Here is a 12,800-nt window from a genome sequence, read left to right as displayed (position 1 = left end):
TCTTTTACTTGGACCATGGAATCATGGGCTCTGCTGGCTAAGCGCCGGCAGGCCTTTTTTGTGTGTTGAAATACGAAATCATGTTTTTGTAAGATCGTTACGAGGGTGATCAGCATGTTAGATGGTAACGGCTGAAAGCTATAAATATTCCTGCGCATAGAATCGTATACTTCAACCATAATAAGACAGCCTGTTTATTCCAAACGTAAGAGGAGCGGATGAATATGAAAAATAAATGGTTACTGGCATTGTCGTTAACCTTGACGTTCGTTTTTAGCATGACTCCGGTAGTAGTCTCGCAAGCGAAGGCGGGTGAGGAAAAGGGTTTCACTTGCCTAAGTCCCAAAATGGTGCAACTGAAAGGAGATATGCAGAAGGTATGGATCGACCATACGATATGGACGAGAAGCTATATTGTCAGCGCCATATCTAATCGCCCGGACCAAAAGGACGTATTGGACCGGCTTTTACGGAACCAGCAGGATATAGGCAATGTGATCAAGCCTTATTATGGGGAAGCTGCCGGTAATAAGCTGGCTGACCTTCTGAGAGAGCATATTCTGATCGCAGGAAAAATTGTAGCCGCTGCCAAAGCGGGCAATCAGGCGGATATGAAAAAGCTAGATGCGGATTGGCATGCAAACGCCGACGATATTGCCAAATTTTTAAGTGAAGCGAATCCGAACTGGCAGTTCAAAACACTACAAGATATGCTGTACACGCACCTTCAGTTGATTACGGAAATAGTCCTTAACTGTCTCAAAGGAGATTGGAAAGCAGATATTGCAGCAACCGATAAAAATGAGATCCATATGATTTACCTAGCGGACATCCTGACAGAAGGCATTGTCAAACAGTTCCCTGAAAAATTTTAAGCGAGCGCTATAGACGCTGCAAAGCAGATTAGCTTTTTATAATCACCCCAAGGGTGGCTATGGAAAGCTTTTTTTTGTTTTTTATACTCCCCCTTTTTTTTGTATAAAAATGGGATGTGATATGGTGCTCAAAAAAATAAATATTTTATATTATTTGCTTGTGCTAATATATCTCTATTCCAATACAACTAGAAATGAGGATATTCTGTGCACCATGACAAGGAATTAAAGCTTGTAGAAACAAATATTGCGAAAGGGATTGCTGTAATACTACTTTTGATTCATCATCTTTTTGCTTTTCCTGACAGATTAAAGTACGACTATGTTTCATTATTTAGTTTATTTCATGAAAGAGGAGAGTTCTATTTAGGGCATTTTGGCCAGATCGCTATTTCTATTTTTTTATTTTTAAGTGGTTATGGTTTATATAAGAGCAATGTTCAAAATCCACAGCATTTAATGCAGAAAAGCTTTACAAGATTAAGCAAAATTATGATAAACTACTGGGTTGTTTTTTTACTTTTTATTCCGGTGGGTTTGTACTTCTTTGGAACTTCCGATAGATTTCAACATAATTCAATCATGGACTTTTTGCGAAATTTTATAGCGCTATCCAGTTCATATAATGGTGAGTGGTGGTTTTTATATGATTATATTCTGCTGCTATTGATTTTTCCGGTCACCTTCCAAGCCTTCCAACGTAACACATGGGTAACCCTTCTAATTGCTGGCCTAGTTTTTTATAATTCATATTCACAAGGAAACTATTACAGCATTATGTATTGGCAGTTGCCGTTTATGATAGGGCTGTTCTTTGCGAAATATAAATTGTACTCATGGATGAATAAGATTTATAATTCTATTATTTTCAATAATATACTATTTGATATTGTTGTTCTTGTACTATTATTCCGTTTTCGTACTACGAGTCAATGGTTTGAGAAGACAACGATTGATATGATCATAGCCCCTGTAGTTATCCTCGTTAGTATTCATTTAATGAATAAATTAAAACTAACCAGACCTTTCGCTTACCTGGGTAAAAATTCAATGAATATTTGGTTAACCCACACCTTTTTTTGTTATTATTATTTTCAGAGTATTGTTTTCTTCCCCAAGGTATCTATCTTGATCTTGTTGTGGTTAACATTGTTAACGGTACTTACTTCAATTATTGTTAACAGTATCATCAGTCTCATTAATAACAAGGTGTACACTAAAAATATGGATATTAATCCAAACCAAGTTGGAAGCCAAGTGTAGTTTGATTTTTTGCACTCATTCAAGAGCAGTTTAGTTAAATATAAGCGCAGCCTCCATGCTTTTTGGAAGCTGCGCTTTTTTTTTGAATTAAGCGGTGGCAAACTTTTTGCCTAAAAAGTATATAAAAAAAGGACTTCATTAGCGTATTAGCCGATATGAAGTCCTTCATAATGTTTATTTGGTTGAATACTCACTTACTTCAAATGTGAGAATTTTGTTGAAGATTACATAGTCTTTGCGATTGCTGAAAGGACCTTTGTTATTATTATGTTTATCGATGGCAAAGAATGAAGCACCTCTGCCGGCATCTTTAGCGTCGTACCAAGCGATGAAGGCATTCAATTCTTTCTTACTCAGTTCGAATTCTTTATCAAATCCATTGTCCATCGTTACAGTCAGAATGGCGCGGTCACCAGTTGGTGAGGAACCATCTGTATCCGACGGATCAAGTGTTGTAGATGAACCAGGCGTTGTAGACGAATCAGGATTTGTAGATGGGTCGGGTTTTGTTGATGGATCAGGTGTTGTAGATGTACCGGATTCTTGGTAAGGCAAAAATCCTTCAGGAACTGGATATTTAAAATCACTTGCTCCAAAATTAGCCTCAAAATTTATTTTCGTACCAGTTCCATTTGCAATCACAGGGAAAACCCGCGTCCCCTCTAGTTCAGATGGTTTAATGGAATTAGCTCCGAGGGAAGCCCCATTCTTATACCAAACAATTTTATCGTTATCCAAATCCAATGCGATGCTGATAACGTCACCATTCCCAAAGCCAGAACTGTAACCTATAATTACAGGTGATTTGATACTATTGTAAATCGATCCATTATTTCCATAAATAGTTTGAGTCTCTTGATCTGATTCACCTGTTATTCCTACGAATGAGGCAACATTGTTTACTTTTACTTCCCAATACCATTTCCCGTTTGTTTTCCCCATGTTCGCTCTGTCTCTTGTTCCTGACCCATCAAGAGAAGCTACTAAAGATCCATTCGTCCAAGTCACATTTGTAGTCTCAGCTTTTGTAACGGTGGGGAACAATGAGAATATCGAAGCTCCAATGAGAAGGGCTAACATTATTGTTCCTAGTTTTTTATAAATATTTTTCATGGCTTCCTCCTAAAATTATGTAATAACAAGTGAATTATAGAACTGGATTGGGATAATTGTCCAAACATTAAATGATATATATTCAAATATGAGTATAATTATGGAAATTAATTTGTTTCGGAGGAACATAAGTAACATACGCAGAAATGTTTATTGCAGAAGGAAGATATTTATAATTTACTGAATGAAAATAGTTGAGGTGATCGTTGTGAAACATACATATAAAATATTGAAGACAGACATGGAGTTGTTTGGAGCTGCTTTGGTCCAGGGGCATGTATATGTGGTGTCCGTTGATGAGGAATTACGCGTGACATTTGAGGACTATGGGGGAATAGTAGAGGAGATTAAGCCAGAATCGGTCAAGATAGCAGGTAAAATTTTTATGAGAAACCAGCTTGAGTTTCGCGTAAACCTGGTAGCAGGAGAAAACCCTGAATGATCTAATAACTCCGGCTTAATTTTCAGAATTAGATTCGTATGAGACGTGGAACTTTGATAATCATAATGACCTGGCATATCCCATATGACTAAGTAGGTGCTTTTTGGCTCACATAGAGGAGGGATATGATTGGATGCATTTGTGGCGCGCTCATTAGATGAAATACGGTTTTGGTCGAGGATCATGAAGGAGCATTCCTTTTTTCTGGGGTTAGGTTTTAGAGCAGAAGATACTCAGCTTAAAACAGAAGCCAATCGGTTTTACTCCATTTTTGAGGATATTGAGAAAAGATCGTATGAATTTAAGACTGACACAGATCCTTATACAATTAGAGAGTTTAATACGGAAGTTCAGAACGCGGCGACGAATATTTGGGCATTTAAGAGAATGGTATTGGGCCTTATATTACAATGCAAACTTCCTGGGCAAACCAATTTTCCCTTACTGGTAGATCACGTAAGCCGGGAAGCAAATTACTTCAGAAATCGTTTAGGGGAACTCAATTCAGGAACGCTTGAACCCTTACCTGATGCTATTATTGACGAAAATGTATTTTTCTTAAAGATTATGGCCGATCACGCAAAATTCATAGGCCATCTGCTGGATCCCTCCGAACGTAAACTGGTTGAACAAGCTAGGGAGTTTAGTAATGATTTTGATACACTGATGTTTCAAGCGATTGATTTAAGTTATATGCGCCCACAGTCGCAGACGGTTCCACTTCTGAGTCAATTTGTGGATGAAAACCGTATCTCTGTGAAGTCCTTGCGAGATTTTAAGAAAACAGCGCGTGATTTGATCGACGAGTGTCGAATAAAAAGCATTATCCATCCTTTATTAGCTGATCATGTATTTCGTGAGGCTGAGAGGTTTCTTTTTATTCTCGATATGTTTGATCAGTCCTTATCCGGTGTTAAGGTGAATAAAAATGAAATCATGCACTGAGATTCCTCTGCAAAACGAATACAGTTTCTGTGAAATGTGCATTGGAAATAAAGTTTTAGATTGAGCAAAAAAATCAAACAGCGGCGGACTAAGACTAAAAAAATAAAGTCTTAGACTGCCGCTGTTGTTATTCCACTAACGTATTCTGTTAGGTTGTCCAATATTATTGGCTGCCGTTAATTCTGACTCCGATCCTCCGGTATTTACTACACCTCTCGGCTCTACTAGCGTTCACTAAACTTAGATATCCTCTGATGGATTTATAATCGCCAGAACCTGATGCTCCTCCCATTTTCCATTAATTTTTACGTTGCTTCGAGAAATGCCTTCTTTGTGAAAGCCAGCCTTCTCAAGCACACGGATGGATCCTGGATTCCGAGGGGAGGCTTCTCCGACGATCCGATGAAACTTTAGTTCATCGAAAGCGTAGCGAACCACCTGCTTCACCGCCTCTGTCATATAACCCTTGCCGTTATAAGCTTGGTCTAGGCTGTATCCGATCATACAGCTCTGAAGGGGTCCCCTCACCACAAACGATAGGCCTATGCTACCTATAATCCGGTCGTCCTCCTTGTGGCATACCACGAAGGAATATTTCCGATCCTCCACCATGTCAGCCTTACTCTTAATAATCGTTTGGAGCTGGTGCTCCTCCGTATAGTGCTCTTCTTGGTGGTTTGGCGAAAACTTATCAAAGAACTCGCGATTGCGTCTGTACATCGCTGTCAATTCTGTGACGTCCACCTCTTCTGGGAATCGGACGTATACTTGCTGTTCCGACATCTGCACCATCCTTCCATACGATGATATTGAAGGAATTATATCATAGGATGAGGATGCAGAAACTGACTTGATGAGTATGTATATGAGAAGCATTTCTCTGAATTTTAACCAAAAATATATAGCGAAATGATCATATTGGATATAGTATTTTCTAAAAAAGGGAGGCTGGAAAGTATGAATAATGCTTACCAAGTGCTCGAGGAGCGTATATTCGAGCAGCACTGGTTGTATCCATTGAACTGTTCAACCGGTTATCCTTAGAAGTGGCGCTAAGTATAAATATATGTATCCGGAGGATTTGTTTTACCATATTCAAACCTGTTTGGGGGAGCAACATGATAAGCATAGATAAAAAATCGGACACCCTAATTGTCGTGCTGCATGAGATTTATGGGATTAACCAGCATATACAAAATTTTTGTAGTTTATTATCGGGTCAGGGTTATGACGTCATTTGTCCAAATTTGATAGGCAAAGAAACGCCTTTTGATTATTCGCAAGAGGAGGCGGCCTATGCCCATTTTATGGGGAATGTAGGATTTGAACGCGCTTCCTATCATATCGAAAGGGTATTATTAAGTATTCGAGCTCGCTATAAAAAGGTATTTATCGTCGGATTTAGCATCGGGGCAACGATTGCCTGGTTGTGTAGCAAAGAAAAATATGCTGATGGAATCGTAGGATACTATGGCTCTCGTATTCGAAATTATTTGGAAATAACTCCACATTGTCCAACACTGCTTTTTTTCCCGCAGGAAGAAAAATCATTTAATGTGGATGAGCTCATTTCAACTTTAGACAACTATAATATCCGGGTACATAAATTCAACGGACAGCACGGATTCAGTGACCCCTACTCTCCCCGATATCACGTACACTCAGCGCAGCAATCATTTAACGAAATGGTAGAGTTCTTCAGGAAGGTTGATCAATAAAAGTAGTCGTTTGCTTCTAGCCCACACCTTTTTCACTGTTCTGGGGAAACGTACAGTCATGATGTGCCGATTAGTCATATGTATATACATCATTGACTATGAAAAGGAGATGCATGTGGCTGTGGCTACCTTTTATCAAGCTTTCAAGTTGAAGAGTCGGATTTGGCGAACGATGCTAAAGCGAAACGGAGTAACAGGGATTGGAGTAGGTTATGCTGATCCCAATAGACCGGCAAAGGGTGCTGCGATTGTGTTATACACCTTGAGAAATCTTTCGGCTGTGTCGCAAACCAAATTGCAGGCAGTAACCCAAAATATAAGTCGGGCTTCTGCGATACCTATCCGAATTTTAGGTGTGGGTTCCTTCAAAAGGGAAGCGGCGATGCCTACCCAAACAAACCCTCGCCAAAGATGGCGCCCCGTGCCCGGTGCAGTCAGTGTAGGAACAACGGTTCCCACCACTGCAGGAGGGACCGGAGGACTCATTGTTATTAAGAATAATACTTTGTTTATTTTGAGTAATGCCCATGTTCTAGTCCCGACGAATACAAGCCAATTTCACAATACCATTCAGCCTTCTCCGGCAGATGGGGGTAGAACGGCGGATCAGATCGGGAGAGCTTTTCAATTTGTCCCGCTTACTACGACAGGTGTTAACTTTCAGGACTCTGCCATAGCTATTGCCAATTCAAATAGTCTGCTTAATCCGAGGTATCTGATTAACCAAAGTGGTGGTCTCATTACCGTACCTGGGCACTTATTGAGCTATCGTCTGGGGATGACGTTTAAAAGAATGGCTAAAACAAACGGCTTCGCCAGAGGAGTTGTGGAGGCGATTGGCGTGGAGCAAAGAGTGAGGGGCGATTCGGGAATCAAGATTTTCCGTGATCAAACCGTCGTTCGTTTTACCCAGGGGCGAACTGGACCTGGAGATTCGGGTTCCGTATGGCTGAATGACAGTAACGATCGGTTGAACAATTATGCAGCCGCGGTTCATTTTGCCGGATCTACCGATGGAACGCGTTCTGTATCTTTCCCAATTGAACGGGCGATGAGAACCTATGGGACTTTGGTTGCCATTCCGGCTGCTGCTGGAGGATATAAGGCAGGTGTGGCAAAAGGAAAGGCTCCAAAAAACAATTATGCCTATGTCCGGCCATTGACCAGAAAACAAAGGTCCTTGTCTCCGGTCATAACATCCAATACAGAACAAGAAAAGCATTAGACTATGATTATCTAGCCGATCTCTATCGAAAATACCTCTTTAAAACCTCTTTTACCCTCGGCTGTAATGCGTATCGCTCGGGTTGTGGGCAGATGCTCGACCCAATGTAATTCGAATAATCTGTCCAGAAGAGCACTTCCTAAAGCACCGGCAAGGTGATGGCGTCGTTCACTCCAATCCAGGCATTTATGTGAGAAGGAGCGACGCTTTTGTCTTGTGTTCTTGAGGTCTATCTGAAAGTCAGCGAAGAAAATCTCTCCTTGTTGGGTAATATGAAGTCCGTCCTGATCCTCGGAAAGAATCCCCCTTTGAATGAAAAAACTCATGATTTGTACGCCTAAATGACCCGCAACATGATCGTAGCAAGTTCTTGCCAACCGTATGGCCTCGTTTTCGGAGGCTTGTTTGAATGACTTGATTGGAACAGGTGGAGCTATGGATAAAAGTGACTCCATCACCTGGGCAACCTCGGGGTCTTGAATGCCATAGTAACGGTGCCGACCTTGTTTTTCTACGGTAACGACTTGTGCCTCGGTCATTTTAGCCAGATGGAAGCTGGCGGTTTGCGGTTTGATACCTGCCATATGGGCTAATTCACTTGCCGTGTGAAATCTGCCATCTAATAGAGCGGTGAGAATGGTTGCCCGGGAAGGCTCACTTACGAGAGAAGCAATCATGGCTACATTTGATTTGGTGCTCATGGCACGGTATCCCCCTTAGTAATCCATACTTCGATGAAGGTTGAAATGTTTACATTTTACAATAAGGAGGCAGATCTGAACAGAAGGAGAAGAGAACATGGACCAAATGAATCAAATAAATCAAATAAATCAGATGAACTACAGCCCAAGTATAAAAACGATAACCCCTAGCATTTTATATTACGGAACCCCTGTGATTTTACTCAACACGCTGAATGAGGATGGAACGACCAATATTAGCCCTATTTCCTCCTCGTGGGCATTAGGAGATTGTGTGGTACTAGGCATTGGAACAGGTGGCAAAGCACTAGAAAATATGGAGCGGCATTCTGAATGTGTAATCAATGTTCCTGGGCCTTCCATGTGGGAAAATGTAGAGCGTTTGGCTCCTTTTACAGGTAAGAATCCCGTTCCAGTGGAAAAAGAGAAACATGGATTTACATATCAAAAAGACAAGTATGAGATCAGCGGACTGACTGCGATTGACTCGAATAGGGTCAAGCCCGCCCGAATCAGGGAGTGCCCTATTCAAATCGAAGCAAAGGTGAAGGAAGTCCGGATTCCTGACCATTCTCCTTATTTTGCGATCGTCGAAACCCAAGCCATACAGGTGCATGTTCATCAGGATATCATCCTCGGTGAGAATCATATTGATCCGGCAAAGTGGAGTCCGCTCATCTATAATTTCCGCCATTATTTTGGTCTGGGTGAGCATTTGGGCAAAACCTTCCGATCCGAAACCTGAAATGCTTTAAATAAAATGATAATATCCTACCTGAATAATGAGAATTATCTTCCCAAATCGTTCGTTTTATGCGAGAATAATTGAAAAATCATCCATGACTACGCATACAGGAAGAGACGATTCATACAGCACGTAATAACAAGGGAGGAAATAATCATGTCAGATGAACGCAAGCTGTCATTCGAAACCCTCGCTGTCCATGCCGGACAAGAGATTGATCCTACTACCTTTTCCCGCGCCGTTCCGTTGTACCAAACCACTTCATATGGATTTCGGGATGCCGAGCATGCGGCTGATTTGTTCTCGCTGAAAGAATTTGGCAACATTTATACGCGTCTGATGAATCCGACCACGGATGTGTTCGAACAACGGATCGCCGCACTGGAAGGCGGGGCTGGCGCGTTGGCCACAGCTTCGGGAATGGCGGCGATTTCCTTCTCCATTCTGAACATTGCGGGAGCTGGAGATGAAATTGTATCAGCCTCCAGCCTGTATGGCGGTACATATAATCTGTTTTCTACCACACTGCCCAAATTGGGTATTAAGGTGCATTTTGTCGATTCGGATGATCCAGAGAATTTTCGTCATGCCATTACGGATAAAACGAAGGCCATCTTTGCCGAAACGATTGGCAATCCACAGGGCAATGTGCTGGATGTGGAAGCAGTATCTGCGATTGCGCACGAATATGGTATTCCGCTGATTGTGGATAACACGTTCCCGAGCCCTTATTTATTGCGTCCTATCGAATATGGAGCGGACATTGTTGTGCATTCGGCAACAAAGTTTATTGGCGGACACGGTACGTCTATTGGCGGAGTGATTGTGGACAGCGGCAAGTTTGACTGGAAAGCGAGTGGCCGTTTTCCAGGACTGACTGAGCCGGACCCGAGCTACCATGGGGTTGTATACACCGAGGCGGTGGGACCTATTGCGTATATTATCAAGGCACGGGTGCAATTGCTGCGTGACTTGGGAGCAGCCATTTCTCCGTTCAATTCATGGCTGCTGCTTCAAGGCTTGGAAACATTGCATCTGCGGGTGGAAAGACATAGTCAGAACGCCCTGAAGGTAGCGCAATATCTCGAAAGTCACAAGGATGTGGAGTGGGTCAGCTATGCCGGATTGCCGAGCCATCCATCCTACGAGTTAGCCCAAAAATATTTGCCAAAAGGACAAGGGGCAATTCTGACCTTTGGTATCAAAGGCGGGAGCCAGGCGGGAAGCAAGCTGATTGCGAATGTAAAGCTGTTTTCTCATCTGGCGAATGTGGGCGATTCCAAGTCTTTGATTATTCATCCGGCAAGCACGACTCACCAGCAACTGAATGCAGAGGAACAGGTAGCTGCCGGAGTCAAACCGGAGCTGTTACGTTTATCTGTTGGGACCGAAGCGATAGACGATATTTTGTATGATCTGGAGCAGGCAATCGCGGCCAGTCAACAATAACAAACAGTAGTTGGCGTCTTGTTAGGCCCAGTGAGTTAGGGAAGTTTTGTAGCATTCGCAAGTGATTTTTGATTCCGATCGGTTTTCATTCAGAGTTTGATCAGGCGGGGGGCAACCTTCGCCTTTTTTGTATGTTGACAACATACCCCCATAGGTATATATTATACCCCATAGGGTATATAAGGAGGGGAAGAAATTGAGTAGGAAAATAATTATTATTGGCGGGGTAGCAGGTGGAGCTTCTGCTGCGGCAAGATTGCGTAGATGGAGTGAGGAAGACGAGATTATTCTATTTGAACGCGGTGAGCATGTTTCTTTTGCAAACTGTGGCCTTCCCTACTATATTGGGGGGACAATCCAGGCGCGGGAGAAGCTGTTTCTCCAGACGCCTCAAGGCATTAGAGACCGTTTTAATATAGATGTACGGGTGCAAAAAGAAGTAATACAAATAGAACGCGAGCATAAGCTTGTCCATTATCGCGATATGATCACAGGAGAGACGGATGAGCAGCCATACGATATTGTGGTATTATCGCCGGGAGCCAAACCGATGATACCGGATATTCCCGGATTACATGAAGCTACAAATGTATTTACGTTAAGAAACATTCATGACACCGACCTTATTAAGGCATATGTAGATGAAAGGCATCCCAAGCATGCCACGGTAATCGGGGCCGGGTTTGTTGGGCTGGAGATGGCTGAAAATTTGCGGGAGCGTGGACTTGCAGTAACCATCATGGATAAGGGACAACAATTGTTGAATCCGCTTGACCCCGAAATGGCTAAACTGGTGGAACAGCATGTGAAGCTGAACGGGGTGGAGGTGCGTTTAGAGGAAGGAGTCGCAGCTTTTGAAGAACAGGGTACACAGCTCCGTTTGACTTCCGGGGAGATGCTTCAGACGGACCTGGTTATTCTGGCGATTGGTGTTGTGCCTGAAAATGAGCTGGCCAAGCAATGCGGATTGGAACTAGGTTTTCGCGGTGCCATTCAGGTGAATGCTCAGCTGCAAACCAGTGATCCGTCCATTTATGCGGTAGGGGATGCCATCCAGGTCAAAGACCGCAATCATGGGTTTGCAACGATGGTATCGCTGGCCTGGGGAGCCAATCGGCAGGGGCGTTTGGCCGCAGATCATATTAATGGTCAGGCGATTTCCTATGATGGTGCGCTCGGAACATCCGTAATTAAGACCTTTGCATTGACCGCAGCTTCTACAGGCAACAATGAAAAAACATTGCAGCGACTGGCTGTTCCTTATCAGGCTATTCATATTCATCCCGGTTCACATGCCGGTTATTATCCTGGCGCGTCACCCATTTCGATGAAGCTGCTCTTTCATCCGGAGACTGGGATGATCTACGGGGCGCAGGCTGTTGGGGCTGATGGCGCGGACAAAAGGATTGATGTTATTGCGACGGCGATTCGCGGTCATTTGAATGTCCGTGAATTGGCAGATATCGAACTTGCTTATGCACCTCCTTATTCTTCAGCTAAAGATCCTGTGAATATGGCGGGATACGTAGCTGCGAATATTATGGATGGGCTGGTTCAGACGATACAATGGCATGAAGTTGACGATTTCCACCGCAATGGTGGTCTTGTTATTGATGTCCGGGATGCGGTGGAGCTACAGGGAGGAACCATTCCAGGTTCCATGCATATTCCTCTGGCCGAGATCAGAGAGCGGATGTCGGAAATTCCTCGTGATCTGGAGATCGCGGTATCCTGCCAAGTCGGGCTGCGTGGCTATCTAGCGGCCAGAATTCTGACCCAATCGGGCTATCGGGTAAGGAACGTTGATGGTGGCTACAAAACGTATTCGGTTATAGCTAAACGTGGTCATCTTTTAAAATAGTTCATCACCCATCCAATCTGATTAAGATGATCCGTTACTTCGCCGTGCAGCGCACCAAAGAAGGTATCTTGTAACTCTACAGTGATGGTACCTTTTTCTGATAGTGAGTAGTAAGCCTGTTTAAGCTCATCCTCACTCTCACAGTCGAGAATGATTTGGACATGCTGTGCTTTCAGCGGTTTACCGTAGGAATCGGAGAAATGGATATGACTGCTACCTAGGTGCAGTTCGGCATGTAAAAGCTTGCCTTCTTGCTTGTTCAGTACTTTGATTTTCCCGCCTAAAACAGATTGGTAGTAGTCAACCGATTGCTGCACATCGTTTACAATGACAAAAGGACTTGCACTTCTCATGGGATCCAATCCTCTCATTTCTTCTATGTAGGGCTGTCTGCTACCATACATTATTTACATTGTCGGCAGGGTTTACCCCTTTTCTGATTAAATTTATGGCTTGGTTCACT

The 12,800-nt window shown here is 43.0% G+C and carries 13 protein-coding genes; 9 read left to right on the top strand and 4 right to left on the bottom strand.

The window, feature by feature from the left end; translation table 11 throughout:
- Positions 1-224: 224 nt before the first annotated feature.
- Both ACXHJ2_RS20755 and ACXHJ2_RS20750 read left to right on the top strand, forming a co-directional pair.
- Positions 225-875, top strand: a complete 651-nt coding sequence (locus tag ACXHJ2_RS20755) for a glycosyltransferase (RefSeq protein WP_185156547.1) — start codon at positions 225-227, stop codon at positions 873-875.
- A gap of 207 nt (positions 876-1,082) precedes the next feature.
- Positions 1,083-2,138 carry an acyltransferase family protein gene (locus ACXHJ2_RS20750; protein WP_040102263.1) on the top strand — a complete coding sequence of 352 codons (1,056 nt, stop codon included), beginning with the start codon at positions 1,083-1,085 and terminating at the stop codon, positions 2,136-2,138.
- 174 nt (positions 2,139-2,312) lie between these two features.
- Here ACXHJ2_RS20750 and ACXHJ2_RS20745 read toward each other — a convergent pair whose 3' ends face one another.
- Positions 2,313-3,251, bottom strand: a complete 939-nt coding sequence (locus ACXHJ2_RS20745; RefSeq protein ID WP_165083476.1) for an SPRY domain-containing protein — start codon at positions 3,249-3,251, stop codon at positions 2,313-2,315.
- Between the two features lie 184 nt (positions 3,252-3,435).
- Here ACXHJ2_RS20745 and ACXHJ2_RS20740 point away from each other — a divergent pair, with 184 nt between their 5' ends.
- Both ACXHJ2_RS20740 and ACXHJ2_RS20735 read left to right on the top strand, forming a co-directional pair.
- Entirely contained in the window at positions 3,436-3,693 is a 258-nt protein-coding gene (locus ACXHJ2_RS20740; RefSeq protein WP_165083478.1) for a hypothetical protein, read from the top strand.
- Between the two features lie 129 nt (positions 3,694-3,822).
- Positions 3,823-4,638 (top strand): DUF2935 domain-containing protein, encoded by an 816-nt coding sequence (locus ACXHJ2_RS20735; RefSeq protein ID WP_013369156.1) that lies wholly within the window; start codon positions 3,823-3,825, stop codon positions 4,636-4,638.
- A gap of 240 nt (positions 4,639-4,878) precedes the next feature.
- Here the strand turns inward: ACXHJ2_RS20735 and ACXHJ2_RS20730 are convergent, their stop codons facing one another.
- Entirely contained in the window at positions 4,879-5,421 is a 543-nt protein-coding gene (locus tag ACXHJ2_RS20730; protein ID WP_165083480.1) for a GNAT family N-acetyltransferase, read from the bottom strand.
- Between the two features lie 335 nt (positions 5,422-5,756).
- Between ACXHJ2_RS20730 and ACXHJ2_RS20725 the strand changes: the two genes are divergently transcribed.
- Positions 5,757-6,356: a dienelactone hydrolase family protein gene (locus ACXHJ2_RS20725; RefSeq protein ID WP_165083482.1), complete on the top strand. Its 600-nt coding sequence runs from the start codon at positions 5,757-5,759 to the stop codon at positions 6,354-6,356.
- A 58-nt stretch (positions 6,357-6,414) separates the two neighbouring features.
- Complete coding sequence (locus tag ACXHJ2_RS20720) at positions 6,415-7,581, top strand: hypothetical protein (protein WP_165083484.1); 1,167 nt, start codon at positions 6,415-6,417, stop codon at positions 7,579-7,581.
- An 11-nt stretch (positions 7,582-7,592) separates the two neighbouring features.
- On the opposite strand, the gene ACXHJ2_RS20715 is transcribed toward ACXHJ2_RS20720, so the two are convergent.
- Positions 7,593-8,282, bottom strand: a complete 690-nt coding sequence (locus tag ACXHJ2_RS20715; protein ID WP_165083486.1) for an ArsR/SmtB family transcription factor — start codon at positions 8,280-8,282, stop codon at positions 7,593-7,595.
- Positions 8,283-8,388: 106 nt separating this feature from the next.
- On the opposite strand from ACXHJ2_RS20715, the gene ACXHJ2_RS20710 reads away from it, so the two are divergent.
- The 3 genes from ACXHJ2_RS20710 to ACXHJ2_RS20700 all read left to right on the top strand — a co-directional run bounded on the left by ACXHJ2_RS20710 (position 8,389) and on the right by ACXHJ2_RS20700 (position 12,337).
- Positions 8,389-9,027, top strand: coding sequence for a flavin reductase family protein (locus tag ACXHJ2_RS20710; RefSeq protein WP_165083540.1), 639 nt, complete (start codon positions 8,389-8,391; stop codon positions 9,025-9,027).
- 156 nt (positions 9,028-9,183) lie between these two features.
- Positions 9,184-10,476, top strand: a complete 1,293-nt coding sequence (locus ACXHJ2_RS20705) for a homocysteine synthase (RefSeq protein WP_165083488.1) — start codon at positions 9,184-9,186, stop codon at positions 10,474-10,476.
- Positions 10,477-10,672: 196 nt separating this feature from the next.
- Complete coding sequence (locus ACXHJ2_RS20700) at positions 10,673-12,337, top strand: CoA-disulfide reductase (protein WP_165083490.1); 1,665 nt, start codon at positions 10,673-10,675, stop codon at positions 12,335-12,337.
- Here the strand turns inward: ACXHJ2_RS20700 and ACXHJ2_RS20695 are convergent.
- On the bottom strand, positions 12,322-12,690 hold the full coding sequence (locus ACXHJ2_RS20695) for a VOC family protein (RefSeq protein ID WP_025676223.1): 369 nt from the start codon (positions 12,688-12,690) through the stop codon (positions 12,322-12,324). The two genes, ACXHJ2_RS20700 and ACXHJ2_RS20695, sit on opposite strands and share 16 nt — an antisense overlap.
- Between the last annotated feature and the right edge of the window lie 110 nt (positions 12,691-12,800).

The sequence above is a fragment of the Paenibacillus sp. ALE3 genome, from assembly GCF_054113405.1.
Note: the sequence above shows the minus strand (reverse complement) of the source record. Positions and strands in the feature narration are given on the sequence as shown.

Coding starts and splice junctions, on each gene's coding strand:
- ACXHJ2_RS20755 (WP_185156547.1), top strand. CDS start 225: ATGAAAAATAAATGGTTACTGGCATTGTCGTTAACCTTGACGTTCGTT.
- ACXHJ2_RS20745 (WP_165083476.1), bottom strand. CDS start 3,251: ATGAAAAATATTTATAAAAAACTAGGAACAATAATGTTAGCCCTTCTC.
- ACXHJ2_RS20740 (WP_165083478.1), top strand. CDS start 3,436: ATGAAAATAGTTGAGGTGATCGTTGTGAAACATACATATAAAATATTG.
- ACXHJ2_RS20730 (WP_165083480.1), bottom strand. CDS start 5,421: ATGTCGGAACAGCAAGTATACGTCCGATTCCCAGAAGAGGTGGACGTC.
- ACXHJ2_RS20725 (WP_165083482.1), top strand. CDS start 5,757: ATGATAAGCATAGATAAAAAATCGGACACCCTAATTGTCGTGCTGCAT.
- ACXHJ2_RS20720 (WP_165083484.1), top strand. CDS start 6,415: ATGATGTGCCGATTAGTCATATGTATATACATCATTGACTATGAAAAG.
- ACXHJ2_RS20715 (WP_165083486.1), bottom strand. CDS start 8,282: ATGAGCACCAAATCAAATGTAGCCATGATTGCTTCTCTCGTAAGTGAG.
- ACXHJ2_RS20710 (WP_165083540.1), top strand. CDS start 8,389: ATGAATCAAATAAATCAAATAAATCAGATGAACTACAGCCCAAGTATA.
- ACXHJ2_RS20705 (WP_165083488.1), top strand. CDS start 9,184: ATGTCAGATGAACGCAAGCTGTCATTCGAAACCCTCGCTGTCCATGCC.
- ACXHJ2_RS20695 (WP_025676223.1), bottom strand. CDS start 12,690: ATGAGAAGTGCAAGTCCTTTTGTCATTGTAAACGATGTGCAGCAATCG.